Origin of the sequence: Paracoccus binzhouensis, from assembly GCF_016446475.1 — a bacterium.
GTDB lineage: Bacteria > Pseudomonadota > Alphaproteobacteria > Rhodobacterales > Rhodobacteraceae > Paracoccus > Paracoccus binzhouensis.
Window position 1 is genome coordinate 85,750 of sequence record NZ_JAEHFP010000004.1, and the last position, 15,982, is coordinate 101,731.

Annotated in this window: 10 protein-coding genes, 1 tRNA gene and 1 pseudogene; 5 read left to right on the forward strand and 7 right to left on the reverse strand. The window is 62.8% G+C overall.

What is annotated here, in order from left to right:
* Nucleotides 1-20: 20 nt before the first annotated feature.
* A complete protein-coding gene (locus tag I9P22_RS02760; protein ID WP_199257866.1) occupies nucleotides 21-2,159 on the reverse strand; it encodes a ParB/RepB/Spo0J family partition protein in 2,139 nt (712 codons plus the stop codon).
* A gap of 280 nt (nucleotides 2,160-2,439) precedes the next feature.
* Nucleotides 2,440-3,570 (reverse strand): competence protein CoiA family protein, encoded by a 1,131-nt coding sequence (locus I9P22_RS02765; RefSeq protein ID WP_199257867.1) that lies wholly within the window; start codon nucleotides 3,568-3,570, stop codon nucleotides 2,440-2,442.
* A 213-nt stretch (nucleotides 3,571-3,783) separates the two neighbouring features.
* On the opposite strand from I9P22_RS02765, the gene I9P22_RS02770 reads away from it, so the two are divergent.
* A complete protein-coding gene (locus I9P22_RS02770; RefSeq protein ID WP_199257868.1) occupies nucleotides 3,784-7,473 on the forward strand; it encodes an AAA family ATPase in 3,690 nt (1,229 codons plus the stop codon).
* Between the two features lie 126 nt (nucleotides 7,474-7,599).
* On the opposite strand, the gene I9P22_RS02775 is transcribed toward I9P22_RS02770, so the two are convergent.
* Both I9P22_RS02775 and I9P22_RS02780 read right to left on the reverse strand, forming a co-directional pair.
* Nucleotides 7,600-7,998: a DUF2958 domain-containing protein gene (locus I9P22_RS02775; protein WP_199257869.1), complete on the reverse strand. Its 399-nt coding sequence runs from the start codon at nucleotides 7,996-7,998 to the stop codon at nucleotides 7,600-7,602.
* Nucleotides 7,995-8,948 carry an ArdC family protein gene (locus I9P22_RS02780; protein ID WP_199257870.1) on the reverse strand — a complete coding sequence of 318 codons (954 nt, stop codon included), beginning with the start codon at nucleotides 8,946-8,948 and terminating at the stop codon, nucleotides 7,995-7,997. Before I9P22_RS02780 ends, I9P22_RS02775 begins: the two co-directional genes overlap by 4 nt.
* 418 nt (nucleotides 8,949-9,366) lie before the next feature.
* On the opposite strand from I9P22_RS02780, the gene I9P22_RS02785 reads away from it, so the two are divergent.
* Both I9P22_RS02785 and I9P22_RS02790 read left to right on the forward strand, forming a co-directional pair.
* The gene (locus tag I9P22_RS02785; RefSeq protein ID WP_199257871.1) at nucleotides 9,367-10,398 is read left to right on the forward strand and encodes an AAA family ATPase; all 1,032 of its coding nucleotides are present in this window, start codon (nucleotides 9,367-9,369) and stop codon (nucleotides 10,396-10,398) included.
* Nucleotides 10,349-12,862, forward strand: a complete 2,514-nt coding sequence (locus I9P22_RS02790; protein ID WP_199257872.1) for a S8 family peptidase — start codon at nucleotides 10,349-10,351, stop codon at nucleotides 12,860-12,862. Before I9P22_RS02785 ends, I9P22_RS02790 begins: the two co-directional genes overlap by 50 nt.
* An 81-nt stretch (nucleotides 12,863-12,943) precedes the next feature.
* Here the strand turns inward: I9P22_RS02790 and I9P22_RS02795 are convergent, their stop codons facing one another.
* Nucleotides 12,944-13,687, reverse strand: a complete 744-nt coding sequence (locus I9P22_RS02795; RefSeq protein WP_199257873.1) for a hypothetical protein — start codon at nucleotides 13,685-13,687, stop codon at nucleotides 12,944-12,946.
* Nucleotides 13,688-14,005: 318 nt separating this feature from the next.
* Between I9P22_RS02795 and I9P22_RS02800 the strand changes: the two genes are divergently transcribed.
* Complete coding sequence (locus I9P22_RS02800) at nucleotides 14,006-14,272, forward strand: hypothetical protein (RefSeq protein WP_233253162.1); 267 nt, start codon at nucleotides 14,006-14,008, stop codon at nucleotides 14,270-14,272.
* A 13-nt stretch (nucleotides 14,273-14,285) separates the two neighbouring features.
* Nucleotides 14,286-15,323: pseudogene (locus I9P22_RS24915) on the forward strand (recombinase family protein); the annotation flags it as partial.
* A 156-nt stretch (nucleotides 15,324-15,479) separates the two neighbouring features.
* Here I9P22_RS24915 and I9P22_RS24920 read toward each other — a convergent pair.
* Complete coding sequence (locus I9P22_RS24920) at nucleotides 15,480-15,851, reverse strand: hypothetical protein (protein ID WP_332908990.1); 372 nt, start codon at nucleotides 15,849-15,851, stop codon at nucleotides 15,480-15,482.
* Nucleotides 15,852-15,894: 43 nt separating this feature from the next.
* A tRNA-Met gene (locus I9P22_RS02810) sits at nucleotides 15,895-15,971 on the reverse strand.
* Nucleotides 15,972-15,982 lie beyond the last annotated feature (11 nt).

Below are 15,982 nucleotides of genomic sequence, written 5' to 3' on the forward strand. Positions count from 1 at the left end.
CCTGCGCCGCCCCAGAGTGATCACTCGGCAGCCACGGGGGGCTGCGTCTCATCCTCATCTTCGGCCGGTGAATCGTCCTCACCCGCGAGAAAGTCGGGCAGGTCTTCGCTCTCGGACCCAGACGCGGCGTCAACATCGGCGCCCGCATCCGGAAGCGCCTGGCGAAGCGGCTCCGGCAGCCAGCCGGTATCCGCCAGCAGGCGCTCGGCCTCCTTGGCCATCTCGCCCTTCTTGAGGTGACCGATCAGATCGGCCGCGCGGTCGCCGGCACCCTCCCGCACCGCCTCGATGATGCGCGGCTTGGTCACCCGGCCGAGGTAGTTCTCGACCGTCGGCCGCCAGCCTGCCGCGACCATGTCGAGGCCCGTCGCCTGCGCAAGACGATCAGCCTGCGCAAGGCGCTGTGCCAGCCCGTGCTGGCTCACCCCCATGCCGCCATAGGGGTTCGGCTTCTCGTAGAGCGCGTTGACGCCGAAGCTCACGCAATGCGCCAGAAGTTCCAGACGCGATACGTCGTCGAGGGCGTCGAGCCAGGCCCAGAGCGCCGCATCGTCGGTCGGCACCAGATCGCCCCAGCGTTCATGCCGCTCGGCGATCGAGAGGGCCGAGGCGCTGTCGCGCAGATCCTCGGCCTGCGCCGGGAAATGCACCTCGCGGACCTGCGCCTCGAGGCAGCCCCTTCCCGACTGCCGCAGGAAGCTGTCCGACACCAGCCGATGCAGAAGCGCGGTCAGGGCGACATGGGGGGATTTCGCCACGGCATCCCGCAAGGCCAGGGTACGATGGGCGGTCAGTTCCGTGACAAGGCGGTCCGGCAAGGGCCGGACCACGTCCGCCGCATCCTCTTCGTCGTCGCCCTCCACGGCCGCGCCGCCAATGGTGATGACAGCCCGCTGTGGCTGGGCCGGTTCAGCCCCTGCGGGCAGAGACCCATCTGCGCCATCGGCACCCTCACCCTCGGGTTCCGCGACCGCCTCGTCCTCGGGCCGGACATACCCCCGCTCGACCCGCAGCCGACCGTCGGAGTCGATGCTGACGAAGGCACCCGCCTTTGCCATCTGACCGGGGGCATAGACCATCGGGCGGCTGTCGAAGACCTCGAGCGCCGCCTCAATCTCGCCGAGCCGCTGGTCGATGTCATCAGGCAGCTCCTCCGCCTCGGCATACTCGGCTTCCAGCCGGTCGTATTCGTCGCGCAGCGCTTCGCGCGTCGCGCGCTCGTCGTCGGTCAGGTCGACGGTCGTGCCCGCCAGTTGCCGCAGCCCCTGCAGGTGGCCGTAGGGGAAGTTCACTCCGACCTCGATCCACTTCCAGCCCTCGGCTGCGATGGTCTCGGCCTCGGCCTTCAGCTTCTCGCCGACCAGACGATCGAGCAGGACCGGGTCCTGCAGCCAGCCGCCGTCGTCCTGCTGGAACAGGTCGCGCAGGACAGAGCCGCCCGCCGCTTCATAGGTGTCGATGCCGACGAACAACGCCCGCTTTTCCGAGGCGCGCACCGTGGTTTCGGTCAGAAGGCGGCGGATGTGATAGGGCTCCTTCTGCCAGCCGTTCCGGATCGCCTCCCAGACCTGTTCCTGCCGGGCGTGGTCTTCCGACACCGTGAAGGCCATCAGCTGCTCGAGCGTCATGCCATCCTCGGCATAGACCTCCAGAAGCGCGGGCGAAACCGACGCGAGGCGCAGGCGCTGCTTGACAACCTTGGCATCCACGAAGAAGGCCGCGGCGATCGCATCCTCCGTCATGCCCTTGTCGCGCATGGCCTGGAAGGCGCGGAACTGATCGAGCGGATGCAGCGGCGCGCGCTCGATGTTCTCGGCGAGCGACAGCTCGTCGATCAGAATGCCGGTCTGCGCCTCGGACAGGACGCAGGGCACGGGCGCGGTCTTGGCCAAGCGCTTCTGCTTCACCAGAAGCTCCAGCGCTCGGAAGCGGCGCCCGCCCGCAGGGACCTCGAAGAGGCCGGTTTCCTGACCATCGGCGTCAAGGAGAGGCCGGACGTGCAGGGACTGGATCAGCCCGCGCCGGGCGATCGACTCGGCCAGCTCCTCGACCGAGACCCCGGCCTTGACGCGCCGGACGTTCGCCTGGCTCAGCACCAGCTTGTTGAAGGGAATGTCGCGCGAGGACGACAGCGTGATCTTGTGAATGGCAGAGGCCATGGTCGCAACTCCATGACGGGCGCCGGGGAGCCTCTCTCTCCGGCCTCCAACCCGTCAGGAGACCCGCCCCCCACCTCTCCCTCTCGTTGCGGCATCTGCAATGTCGTATGTGTTGGGACAGCCGTCAGACAAGTTCAACACAGGTCATTGCTACAAGAATACAAAGGAGGTCTTTTCCCAAGTCGTAAGCGGACGCAATTATAGCCCTGAAAAGCACGATTGCCTGCATCAAGACACATGCTTTGCAGCGTGTGTCCTGGACGCCCAGATGCTTTCCCAATCAAGAACCGCCCAAGCTGCCCAGTACATGTATTGCTTCGTCGCGATCCCCAGCCGGATCATAATCTGTACACCCGATCGCACTGGATGACATCCAGACCTTGCGGTCTTTGGCCATGCAATAGGCGTCGTGTTTGTTCACTTGCCCACCGTTGTTCCGGCAAACCAAACAAGACCTGATAGTGCGACCATGCTCAAAGGCTTGCTGGACCAGGAAAGCACCCAGATGATCCCGAACCATTTTCCACGACCTTGTCGGATACCCAAGCCTAATATCAACAATAGCATGGGCTATGAGGTGCGGATCGGAGAGGATCTGCTCCTCGTCCCGTGTTCCGACCCCCAATTCCGAATACCAGGCTTTCCCGCTTTTATAGAGCAGAAGCGCAAGTCCATTCGCCGAGCAGGGAATCGTGCACAGATGCGGCGCTGTATCTGGGCTTGGAAGATTGTGGCACCGAGTATGTCGAAGAGCAGCATCGATGCCATCCCGCAAGCGGTTGGCCGCATCCTCGTTTTGAATGTCAATTTCGATGATCGGAAGGCCGCTTGATATTTTGGTCTCATCGCAGGGATGGGTCACTGCGATCTCAAGGAGCATGCGAGCGTCGGACTTGCTTGAGGACAGCAGGATGTCGGCTATGAAGCCATCCACCCCCGCCTCCACCGCGACCTGATCAAACATCGTCGTAAGGTCCGTCCGATAGGGCGCGCTTTTCGCCGTGCATGACAATACAAATGCTTCCTCATAGTAGGAACAGACGACCGGATGGTCCCGAGTTAACCAGTATGGCTGACCAGTCCGAATGGCCTCGCTCAGGACAGAAAAAAGCGTCATCTTGGCAAGCTGATGCAGGTAAGTCTCGTTGTGGCAGTCAGCCGGACGGCCCGCTTTATGCTTGAAATGGTGCTTCCGTGTGCGACCTAGGGCAGGTACCATCAGATGGCCACAGGCTAGGCAGGTATAGGGTCCTTGTGCATAGCGGTCATCCGAGTTGACCTCACATATTTCAATCAGATCACCTTCGCCCGTCCGTACAAAGCGGCTGGCGTCAGGTCCGTGAGATCCTGACGGAGGGCGCTCACGCTCCCAGCTTGGGGCTCCGATGTCAACGTAACCGCGGCTGTCCATCTGTCGCTCCTGAATCGGTTCCGGCGTCTAACATTGACAGCTCCGCAGCGGAGCGAAACAGGAATTTGCCCACGTGTTCGACCCTTGATCGGTATCACGGTTTTCTTGCGCTGTTGCGACCGACATGGCACATGGTTGGGATGACAATCCTCGCGTCCATGAACTCGGTAGTTTGAGGAAAGACTGCGCAGATTAAGTTGACCGAGGGGGAGTATGTTTCATCTCACAATGCGGGTCGCCTGGCATGGTTCGCGCTGGAATGGGCGGGTGTGCCCGGCTCCTTCGTCCAACGCGTTCTGTGTGGCGCTCGATCGTATCCGGGAAGAGAAGGACGACGTTGCGGAAGATGCCCTCGCTGGCAGGGCGTGGCATGAACTGACTCAGGGCGAGCTGCCGCCCTGCAAAGCTGAATCCGGCGCATTCATGAACGAGACGGAGTGGACACGTCGGTTCAATCACCCCTATGCGACCATCAAGAAGGCGGCGGCGACACACGGACACTTGGAGCCAACAGATGTGAAGGTGCCGCCCTTCGCAACATTCGCGGTCCCGTTCGGCTGGATGTTGCGGAGTGAGCAAGCCGCCATCGACGCAAAGCTGCCTAGCCCGTTGCCATCTGACGAGGAGTCGCCGTTCGCGAGCCCCTGGGTGTTTGGCCGCGCCCGACAGACGGCGATAGTTGACCATGTATTCAATCACCTTACCCCCGAGCGCTCGCTCGTCTTCTTTTATTGTAAGGAGGGCCAGCCACTCGGCGACGCAGTGCCACGTCTGGTTGTCGGTGTCGGTCGCATCCAATCTATCGCCCCGGTGAAGTACTACGACGCCCCTGCGGGCAAGAGCGCTTATCCGATGTGGGATCGTCTTCTCCGACACTCGATCCGGCCGGACGGCTTCGACGGGTTCCTGCTGCCATATCACGACTATCTCGAGCCAACCGGCGACACGGCCGAGGACGCCCGTCGAGCTGAGCTTCTTGCAGAGATCGCCGTCCCAGCCGATCCGGCCCACATGCGGGTTTTTTCTTATGCCGCAGAGTTGGCTCCTGCGGATATTGCGCTTTCAACGCTGATCCGATGCCTAGAGTCAGTGCGGAAGATCCGCTCCCATGGGATCGTTGCGGGACCATGGGAGCGTCGTGAGGAATGGCTCAACACGCAGATTGGCCTAGCTTGGAAGGATCGGGGCGCGTTCCCAGGGCTCGGTTCGGCCCTGGAGGCGTTGGGCATGCGACTGGGCACGGCGCTCACACTCGAACTGCTCGCGTCGGGCGCGGTCGGGAGGGATGAGGACCCCTGGCCTCACATTGATGCTTTGCTGCGTGGCCAGACGAGGCCGCCGCAGCCCACCTATGACGCTGATCTCAAGGCGGTACGCGACACCTGGCTCAACTTGGCGGACGAGCGTCGAGCGCTCCTGAAGCTGCTCTCGCGTTTCGCGCTCACCCCGGCCCAAGCGAGCCGCTGGTTTGATCCCACCAAGCGCGCAGCGGCCTGCACGGCTCTCACTACCGACGCCGAAATCATCGAAAACCCCTATCGGATCAGCGAGGTCGACCTCGGCGACGCGAAAGAGTCGGCGGTCTCGGTTGGAACGATCGACCGCGGCCTCCTGCCGGACGCGACCATCGCCGCCTTACACCCGGTGCCCAGTCCATCACTTGTTCAGTCCGCAGCGGACCCGCGCCGCCTACGTGCTGCGCTTGTTAGTGTGCTGCGCCGCGCGTCGGAAAACGGTGACTCGTTACTCAGCGTGACCGAAGCTGTGGAAAAAGTGGCCGCGCTCCAGCTAGCCCATCCCTGTCTGATCGGGGTTGATTGGCCAGCCACTAACGCGGCGGCACTTACTGGTGTTGTCGAACTCATCGACCTGCCCGCGCCGCAGGGTCAGCACACCGGGATCTCCGCGCTGCAACTCACCGAACTGAAGTTGCGTGAGGAACGGCTTCGGAGCGTCCTGTCGAAACGGGCAGGCAAGGCGGCCCCTGAGGTCTCTTCCGATTGGAAGAAGCTTCTGGTGGAAGCGATCGAGGCGGCAGGGGGGGCGTATGATCCAAACAACGCCCGTCACGTCCTCGCCATCGACGAACAGGCTGCCGCACTCGCGCGTGTGACCTCCCGGCGCCTGACTGCGCTTGTTGGGCGCGCCGGCACCGGCAAGACGTCGGTGATGGGAGCGCTCTTGCTGAACTCGGCGCTCGCTCGCGACGGCATCCTGCTGCTTGCACCAACAGGCAAGGCGCGGGTCCGGCTAGGGAAGGCCGCCAATGCCGAGGCGATGACGGTTGCTCAGTTCTTGAATGAACTCGGAAGATACGACGGCGTCCGTCAGCGTCCACGGTTCCAAGGTAGGGAGAAGTACCGCAAAGAGAAGACAGTCGTCATTGACGAATGTTCGATGCTCACAATGGATGACCTTGCGGCGGTGCTCGAAGCGCTCGACCTCGCACATGTTCAACGACTGATCTTGGTCGGCGACCCGAACCAGCTGCCGCCCATCGGTGTCGGACGTCCATTTGCCGACCTCACGTCATATCTACAGACTACGGAGGCGCAGAGCGACGCCGGCCTGCCGCTCGATGAGGCGCTGGCAAGGCTGTCGGTCGAGGTCCGCGCTGTTGCAGGCGCAGAACAAGCGTCGGACACGCTCCGGCTCGCATCCTGGTTTACAAGGGAGACTCAACCCGTCGATGCCGATCGAGTGCTCAGCGATTTGGAAACGGGGCGGCCCTTCAACGACCTCGACCTCTTTTTCTGGACAACGCCCGACGAGTTGCGGAGCCGTCTTAGCGAAGCATTTCAGAAGCATCTTGGACTTACGCAAGCGGGTGATGTTTCCGGTTTCAATGCCTCGCTCGGCATCGACGAGCGCGGCTGGGTCTCTTTCGACCTGCCCGGCGGCTCCGAACATTGGCAGATCCTCTCACCGGTCCGCATGCATCCACATGGGGTGCGCGACCTCAACCGCTGGACCCAACGTCGCTATCGTGCGCGCGAGCTGAAGGCGGCGACTGACCCATGGGTGGTAAGCCTCGGTGATGAGAACATCGTCATTCGTGACAAGGTTATCCAGGCTTCGAACCAATGGCGTAATGCCTTTGACGGGCAGCAGTCGGGTGACCATTATGTCGCCAATGGGGAGGTCGGGCTCGTCGGCAGCGGAAAGTCCCCTTGGCTGAACGTGATCTTTGCAGGCCGTCCCAACCTTCGGTTTGGCTACAGCGGCCGCGACTTTCCGGGCGGATCAGGGCCGCTGGAGCTCGCCTACGCAATCACTGTACACAAATCGCAGGGCAGCGAGTTCCAGAAGGTGTTCGTCGTGCTGCCCAAGAACTGCCGGCCGCTTTCGCGCGAGTTGCTCTACACGGCACTCACCCGTTCGCGCCGCCAGCTCGTCTTGCTCATCGAGGGCGATAATCCTTCGGTCCTCTTCGACTACACTCGTCCTGAGAGGTCGGAGACCGCGCGACGAAACACAAACTTGTTCCAGGGCGTCCTCCGACGAGTCGAGTCCGAGGTTCCATATGCCGAGAACCTGATACATCGAACCGAGAAGGGTCACTTGGTTCGGAGCAAATCGGAGCTTGTGATCGCCAATATGCTGTTTCAATCCGGCGTCGAGTACGAATACGAGCGCGTGCTCGACGGAGAGGTCGAGCCTGGCCGTCTTCGCCCGGATTTCTCATTCGTCACGGCTGACGGCGATCTGATCCTTTGGGAGCACCTCGGCATGATGGCTCGCGAGGACTACCGAAAGGGTTGGCAATGGAAGAAGGCGTGGTACGAAGCCAACGGCTTCAGCTTGGGTCGAACGCTCTTCACGTCGCAAGACGATGATCGCGGCGGGTTGGATTCCGCAAGCATTCGGTCAAACGTCAACGCGATCAAAACATGGCTGGATTGACCTGCGGCCGAAGCTGAAGCACGCTGTTCTTGCTGTAAGCCTAGGGGCTGCAGGTATACTCCGGTCAGCACCGCCCCCTGTCCAAGGGAGCGGCGCGATCATCTCCTCGCGGATTCCTGCCGGCACCTACTGCCTCTCAGACCCCCTTCTTCCGAAACCCGTGCCCCCTTCTCTCTGCGCCCTCTCATACAGCGCCCGCTCCGCCGCGCTGATGCTGCCCTCGGCCCGCGCCACCTCTGCCCAGACCGAGATCGGATAGCGCCCCTCGAAGTGCAGGTCCCGCTCGATGCCCATGCCGAAGGGCAGCCTCATCGCCGCCATCTCGCTCAGCGACCAGGAACCGAGCTCCGGGTAGCCGAGATCGGCGAGGCCGAAGAGGATGTCGCCGTCCTCATCGAGCTCGGTGGCCAGCCAGGTGCCTTGGCCGAACGGATTGAAGAACTTCACGACGGGGATGTGATCGGCGTCCGGTATCCGACCATTGGCAAGAAGACGGGCGCGCTGGCTTTGGGTCAGGAGGATCATGCCGCAGCCCTCCCCTGTTCGGTCGCCCCGGCCGCCACAGGCTCCGGCAGATGGGCCAGCAGCCAGTCCGCGGCCTTGCTCGCCTGCGAGGCGGCACGCACGATGGCGCGGTTGTCCTCGCGCAGCACCTCGAGCCAGGAGCCGATGTAATCGGCATGGCGCACGGTGGGCACGATCCCCAGCGAGGCGCAGCAGAAGGCCGCGTTCATCTCGGCCACCAGTTCCTCGAAGGCATAGGCCTTGGTCCCGAAACTCCCCGAGAAGTCCCGGCCCAGCCGCGAGGCATGGCCCGTGGCATGGCCGAGCTCATGCAGAGCCGTCCGATGCCAGTTGATCGGCTCGAAATAGGCCTGCGGAGGGGGAACCTGGACATAATCCAGCGCCGGAACATAGAAGGCCCGATCGCCCCCGATCCGGAAGTCGATGCCGGTGGCGCGGATCAACGCCTCGACCTGCGGCTCGATCATTCCCGGGGGCGGCGGGGGTGCTGCGACTGTGATCTCCTCCGGCAGGCCCTCGCATTGGGCGGCGTTGAAGACGGTGAAGCGCTTGAGAAAGGGGATCTGACCGGGCGTATCGCCGGTTTCCCGGGCGCGGCGCTTTTCGTCCTCGGGGGTGAAGCGGTCGGCATAGACGACAGTGGTGCCGCGCTCGCCCTTGCGGACATTGCCGCCGAGCGCCAACGCTTGGCGGAAGGTCAGCCAGGCTTGCGTCGGATAGCCCTGCTGGACCACGGCGCCCCAGAGGATCAGGATATTGATCCCGGAATACGGACGCTGGGTGGCCGCGTTGCGCGGCAGGGCGAGCGGGGCCTTGGCCGAGGCCGTACCCCAGGGCTGGACCCAGGGCAGCCGCCCCGCCTCGAGTTCTGCGATGATCCGGGTGGTGATGTCGTCATAGATGCTGCTTCGGGCGCCGCCGTCGCGGGGCGCGCGGTCCTGTCTGGCCATCAGGGTGATCTCCACGACGGGCGCCGGGGGCCTCTCCCCCGACCCTCAACCCGTCACGGAAATCCCGTCTGCACTCTCCCTCTGAGGGGGCGTTGCGGGGCGCTCCCCGCTCGAAGGGGGTGTGTCGGCAACGCCAGTGCCGACCAGGGGGAAGGCCTTCCCCAGCATCCGGACCTGAATGATCTGACCTCACAATGCCGTGCTATAGACAAACCGCACCGATTGGCGGCCCGGCGGATGTCAACGGGGATTCCTTGTTTGATCAAGAGATGCTAGGCTCAGTGGGCTTCCGACCCGGTGGAGTCTGATTTCGGCTGCTTCTGACGACCGACCCATTTCGGGAGCCAAGCAATTGTCTCCCTTGATCAATTGACCGATCAGGGGGCGAGAACAACCCAACGGGTGCGTAAGGTCACACATGGCGCGGAGCGATCTTCTGGTGTCTTTGATTCGCGCGGGTGCGACCGGCGACAAAGAGATGCTGCGCTCCACCACCGAGGCGATGGTCGCCGAAGAACGTGCAAAGAAGCATTTCATCGTGGCCGACCGCATGCAACGCGCTTTATCGGCTGTTCCGATCACACCGCCTTCGCTGACAGCAAGCTCCCCTCACCTGGCCGGACCCAACGGTCGTGAGGCAATCCTGGAGATCACGCCGCAGCTTCAGCTGGAGGACCTGCTCCTCCCCCTGCCAGCGCGGGAGAGCGGAAGACAGCTGCTTGAGGAGCATCGCCGGGCGGACGTCCTGCGCGCACATGGCTATGAACCTCGGCACCGCGTCTTGCTTTCAGGGCCTCCTGGCAACGGCAAGACCTCGTTCGCCGAGGCCATGGCAGAGGGACTAGGCCTGCCCTTCTTTGTCGTCAGGTATGACGCCCTGATCGGCAGCTATCTTGGTGAGACGAACGCCAGGCTCCGGAAACTCTTCGACTATGTTCGAACGACCCCGAGCGTATTGTTTTTCGACGAGTTCGACGCCATCGGCAAGGAACGCGGCGATACACATGAAACGGGAGAGATCAAACGGGTTGTCTCCTTCCTGCTCATGCAGCTCGACCAGCTTCCCAGCTATGTCATTGTGGTCGCAGCGACCAACCATGGAGAACTGCTCGACCGCGCGGTCTGGCGTCGTTTCCAGATGCGCCTGTCCTTTCCGGCGCCGAAGAAGACTGATGTCACGGTATTTCTCGACCGGATCATTTCGGGCTGGCCGGACGCCCCCAAATTGCCGCTCAGCCGCCTCGCTGGTAGACTTGGCGATGTCAGCTATGCAGAGGCGCTGGATTTTTGTCAGAATGTCAGGCGGCGACAAATTCTTGGTTTAGGGGAGGTTTCGGTTGATGAGGCATTGCGCGCGGAACTGGATCTTTGGACTTCGCGCGTTACGCCAGAGTTCATAAATGCCGAGCGATCCGACAAAACCCCTCCTGAGACTGACGCCGAGCGCTGATCAGCCCCGCCCAAAGGGCAAGCCGAAATACCCTCCCCCGCCAGCCGCTTTTCCGCGCGACCGTCAGACAGGCACCTTCGGTCCGAAATTCACGCGTCTCGCCGAAATTCTTGCACGCGGCGATGGGGCGCTTGAACTGCGCGCCGACCCTGCAGGGCTCGCTCCGGAACGGCTTTTGGTCTTCGAAGTTCGCGGCTCAATAAGCAGGTTTGCCGAGGCCATCCGCCAGGTTGCCGGGCTTGAACTGGTGGATGAAGAAGAGCTCGAGAGCGACGAGGAAGACAAGCAGCCTGTCGCCTATCTGCTCGTTCCCGACATGGTTGCCCTCCGCAGCCTTGAGTCGCTGTGGCGGCGTTGGCAGGCCGGACAGCTGGTCAGAGGAGAAACACCCTGGGCCACGGTCTTCGAACATCTCAGGGACCTGCGCGCATGGGGGCCAGACGACCGCGTTCAGTCGGCAGACAGGACCTTTCTGTCTTCTATTCTCGAGGGCCATCACGACAACGACCTGATCCGACTGGAGATCGAACTCGTCTTCAGGGCCAATGAGGCCTCCGCTCGGCAGAGTGAAGAGGAGACGACACGGGCGCTGATCGCGCGCGGGGGCCAGGTTCTGTCACGCTGCCGATTGCCCGAGATCTCCTACCATGCCCTGCTTGCGGATATCCCCGCCTGGGCTGTGCGCGAAATCATCGCGCGTCGGATCGAAGGGATTGCCGGCCTCGACAGCGTGATGCACATCCGTCCGCAATCGGAGGCCACGGCTATCGAAATCGGCGATCCTGAAGACACGCCTCAGGCCGCGGACCAGATCGCGGAACTCGGTGAGCCGATCCTCGCCATTCTCGATGGTGTCCCGGTCAGCGCTCATAGGCGGCTGGGCCCCCATATCGACCTCGACGACCCCTTCAATCTTGAGCCGGATGCGCTCGTCGTGACGCGGGCGCATGGAACGGCTATGGCGTCCCTTGTCATTCATGGAGACCTCAACCGCGGCGAAGCACCCCTGCCGCGCAAAATCCATATGATCCCGGTCCTAGGGAACAATGACGCCTTCCCGCCCGACCGGCTCATTGTCGACATGATCTACCTGGCGGTGACCCGACTGCGCGCACAACGCCCCGGGATCGTGATCGTCAATCTCTCTCTCGGCAATCGCTATAGGCCGTTCCAGAACCACCTTTCGCCTTGGGCCCGCCTTATCGACCGCTTGGCCTATCGCTTCGGCTTGCTCTTTGTGGTGAGTGCCGGAAATCAGGTGTTCCCGTTCGGCATGCCGGGCTATGCCACCAGCCGGGACTATGAGGCTGCAGATGCCGCAAGCCGCGCGAGATCGATGGTTGAAACACTGCACGGCGTCATGGCCGATCGCCGCCTGCTTTCGCCGGCGGAGACCATAAACGGCATAACCGTTGGCGCAGCGAACATCGATGCCGTCGGGCCTGCGGATCGCGCACTGGCGCGAGCCTTGATCGACCCCTTCCCGGCTCACGTCGCGGCGAACCCCTCGAGCAGTCTGGGTCCAGGCTTCGCCAGATCGGTAAAGCCGGACATCCTGATGCCCGGCGCCCGGGAACACATGGCCTGTGTCGGCAATCACCGGCACATAGACGTGCGTCCGGCCATGGCTTCGCGCGGCGCCGGTCTCAAGGTCGCAGCCCCACCGCGGGCAGGTCGTGAAAATCTTGACGGCTATTCTAATGGGACCAGCGCAGCAGCAGCACTGGCATCGCGGACCTGTCACCGCATTCACGACGCCCTTGAAGCGGCCTACGGCGAGTCGTTTCTGCAGATCCCGGCCGTGCAACGTGCAGTGCTGCTGAAGGCCCTTCTGGTCCATCCTGCTCAATGGCCACAGGAGATCGCCGAGGTCATCAAGTCCACGCTCGGTCCTACCGGTCGCGGCCAGGCGTCGAAACAGAAGGACAATATTCGGCGCTTCCTCGGCTACGGCTATGTGGATGCGGATGACGCGCTGGCCTGCGCCGCGGACCGGGCCACGTTCTTTGCCACGGGAGTCCTCGGGCCCGATCGCCTCGCAACAATCGATGTGCCGGTTCCGGTGGCAATCGGCGGCAAGGCAAGACCGCACAGCTTGTCGGCGACCGTGGCGTGGTTTTCCCCGGTCCTGCCCGGTCGCAAGACGTATCGAAGTTCTCGGCTGAAGATCGTCACACCGGCAGAACTCAACGCGCTTGCCGTTTCGCCGGAGCACTGGCACCCGGACGAAAATCAGAGCAATCGCGGGACGGTCAGCTCGCGACGCTGGAGCGGAGCGAATGCACCGGTTGTCACGCCGAACATGACAGTACCATTGGTCATACAACGCGATCCCGATCAGGGCACGGCGGTTGACGAAGCTATCCCTTTTGGCGTGGCGGTGACGATCTGCATGCCAGGTGAGATAGGCATCTACGACGAAGTGCGAGCCCGCGTGGTGCCGCCGGTTCTGGCGCGCCCGTAACGCGAGTTGGTTTCCTAGCCGCCAATCAGCTTGATGCGGAGCGAGGTCAGCAATTCAGCAGATGGTTCTTTCCGGTGATCTCTATCGCCAAGGCTCCGGCTCATAGGCAGCCTTGGCCACCACCTTGCTGGCATCGCCGCGCGACCGGTAGCGGCCGATCATTTCACCGCTGGCGTCGTCATCGACCGCCTGCACGCGGTAGAGGGTCAGGCTCTTGTCGCTGTTGGGCTTGAGCTGGAAGACCCGACCGTTCTTCCGGCAATAGACGAATTTCGAGCCCTTGATCTGGGTCCAGGGACAATCGGCATAGGAGAGGAGCCGCCGCTCCCGCTCCAGCCGCGCCTCTTCCGAACGGCGCTCGTCCTCCGCCCGCTTTTCATCGCGCAGCCGCTGCCATTGAGCGCCGACGTAATCCGACAGCCGCCCGATGATCGCAGGCATCTCCGTGCCCGACTCCTTCTCGGCCTGATAGATGGCCAGGCATTCCGCCTCGAGCTTCGGTTCGGGATCCCCGAGATACTCCTCCTCGATCATCGATTTCATGCGCTGCTCGAGGTCCGTCATCGTCAGGGCCGGTCCGGGCAGGCTGTTGAGGAAATCGAGCATGTCCTCCTTCGGGATCCAGCACTCGATTGCCACTTCGAGGATCTTGTCGCGCGGCCCTTCCCATTTCTTCCACACCGAACTGTCCCGATCGAGCTTCGTGACGATCTCGAGGGCGAGCTTGGCGAGGGACCGCTCCTCCCGCATGTGGCGAAGAGAGGGGCTGCGCACATACTCAGCCAGAAGGCTGTAAACGACCTGGGTTCGCTGAGACATGAACATGCTTGGCACCACCCGTCGACGGCGCGACGTCAATGAAATTGACCTGATGGCGTCATATTTTGCGTCATTCGAGATAAGCGATCAAGAACTGCGCCAAGTCGCCCGCGATGGCGCAAAATCACTGCCCCAATCCCGCGAAATCCGCACTCGGGGCGCGTTCGGCCAGCACGAGACCATCGCGAACACATACCGGGCGGAGATTTTCGACGCAGCGCCCCCGGTTTTTACCATATGCTGCGGCACGCCAGACTACGCTGGTCTGCGACAATCGCACCGAACAGCGGCCAAACACCGCCGGAGCTACACCCCTGAATCTCTTTGCATATCCGGATCGCCGCCCTGATGCTCGCAAGCATGACCTTGCGAGACCCATCAAAAACAGGCACCTTTTCTCCGAGCGACCGCGAAGCGCTGCTCGAAGCCCTGCTGTTGGAGGGGCCAGAGCTCACGTTCACGCCGCGCGGCTCGCCCGACCCGCGGCTCAAGCGTCTGGTGGCGATCCTGGCACGGCAGGCCGCCCGGGAGTGTTACGAAGAGGAAGTCAGGCTGGCCCGGGAAAGGCGGACAACCGCGCCCCGCGCCTGAAGGGAGCGCTTGCATGAATGTCGCGATCTACGCCCGCTATTCGTCCGACAACCAGCGCGACGCGTCCATCGCCGACCAGTTCCGCCTGTGCCGCCTGCATGCCGAGAAGCAGGGCTGGCGCGTGATCGAGGAATACAGCGACCACGCGATCTCGGGCGCCTCGATGATCCGCCCCGGCATTCAGGCACTGATGGCCGACGCCATGAGAGGGCGCTTCGACCTGATCCTTGCCGAGGCCATGGACCGCATCTCACGCGATCAGGAGGATATCGCCGGGATCTTCAAGCGCATGTCCTATGCCGACGTGAAGATCGTCACCCTGTCAGAAGGCGAGGTGACGCATCTGCATGTCGGGCTCAAGGGCACGATGAACGCCATCTTCCTGAAGGATCTGGCGGACAAGACGCGCCGCGGCCAACGCGGTCGGGTCGAGGCCGGCAAATCTGGCGGCGGGAACGCCTACGGCTACGACGTCGTCAAGAAGCTGGACGCCCGGGGAGAGCCGATCCGGGGCGACCGCACGATCAATCCCCAACAAGCCGAGGTGGTCAGGCGCATTTTCCGCGACTATGCTGCAGGCCAGTCCGCCAAGGCCATCGCCTTCGCGCTGAACAAGGAGGGCATCCCTGCCCCGACCGGCGGCGACTGGGGCTTCAGCACGATCAACGGGAACCCGAAACGCGGCAACGGGATCCTGAACAACGAGATGTATATCGGCAAGATCGTCTGGAACCGTCAGCGCTTCATCAAGGATCCGGACACGGGCAAGCGCCAGGCCCGGCCGAACCCGGAGTCCGAATGGGTCACACAGGAGGTCCCGGACCTGCGCATCCTCGACGACGATCTCTGGGCGGCGGTGAAGGCGCGCCAGGACCGACACAAGATCGAGCCCGACGCCAAGGGGTGCCCGGACCTGCCCAAGGTCCACACCCGTCGGCGCCCCAAGTATCTCTTCTCGGGACTGACCAAGTGTTCCTGCTGTGGCGGTGGCTTTTCGCAGATCTCGGCCACGCTCATCGGCTGTTCGACCGCGCGCAACAAGGGCACCTGCGATAACCGCCTCAACATTCGCCGGGATGAACTGGAGGCCCGTGTTCTGACGGCCCTTCGCACGAAGCTCGTCGATCCCGAACTCTTCGCGCACTTCTGCGAGGTCTTCACACAGGAGATGAACCGGTTGCGGATGGATGCGAGATCAGGGATCGGGTCAGCCGAGGCTGAGATCGCGAAGATCGATCGGGAAATGTCGAGGCTGCTCATCGCCATCAAGGCCGGTGGCCCGATTGAAGCAGTGGTCGAAGACATGAAGCGCCTCGAGCAAAGGAAATCGGAACTCAGGAGTTTTCTTGCTGAAGCAGACGAACCACCGCCGATGTTGCACCCGAGCATGGCCCTGCAATACCGCAAGCGAGTCCAGCAGCTCTATGAGGCGCTTCAGGGTGACGACGAGGCAAGACGGGTCGAGGCCGCGGAAACCCTGCGGACGCTCGTGGACCAGATCATCCTGACGCCTGCGGGGGACCGGCTGGAGATCGACGTTCAGGGCGATCTTGCTGGAATCCTTGCGATTTCTGCACAAAGCAAAAACCTCGCAGCGTTGGCTACGGGGGCGCAAGTAAAGATGGTTGCGGGGGCAGGATTTGAACCTGCGGCCTTCAGGTTATGAGCCTGACGAGCTACCGGGCTGCTCTACCCCGCGGCAGGGCGTTT

Bases quoted from the DNA above. Each gene is read 5' to 3' on its own strand.
- I9P22_RS02765 (WP_199257867.1), bottom strand. From the start codon at position 3,570: ATGGACAGCCGCGGTTACGTTGACATCGGAGCCCCAAGCTGGGAGCGT.
- I9P22_RS02790 (WP_199257872.1), top strand. From the start codon at position 10,349: ATGCCGAGCGATCCGACAAAACCCCTCCTGAGACTGACGCCGAGCGCT.
- I9P22_RS02760 (WP_199257866.1), bottom strand. From the start codon at position 2,159: ATGGCCTCTGCCATTCACAAGATCACGCTGTCGTCCTCGCGCGACATT.
- I9P22_RS02770 (WP_199257868.1), top strand. From the start codon at position 3,784: ATGTTTCATCTCACAATGCGGGTCGCCTGGCATGGTTCGCGCTGGAAT.
- I9P22_RS02785 (WP_199257871.1), top strand. From the start codon at position 9,367: ATGGCGCGGAGCGATCTTCTGGTGTCTTTGATTCGCGCGGGTGCGACC.
- I9P22_RS02780 (WP_199257870.1), bottom strand. From the start codon at position 8,948: ATGGCCAGACAGGACCGCGCGCCCCGCGACGGCGGCGCCCGAAGCAGC.
- I9P22_RS02795 (WP_199257873.1), bottom strand. From the start codon at position 13,687: ATGTTCATGTCTCAGCGAACCCAGGTCGTTTACAGCCTTCTGGCTGAG.
- I9P22_RS02775 (WP_199257869.1), bottom strand. From the start codon at position 7,998: ATGATCCTCCTGACCCAAAGCCAGCGCGCCCGTCTTCTTGCCAATGGT.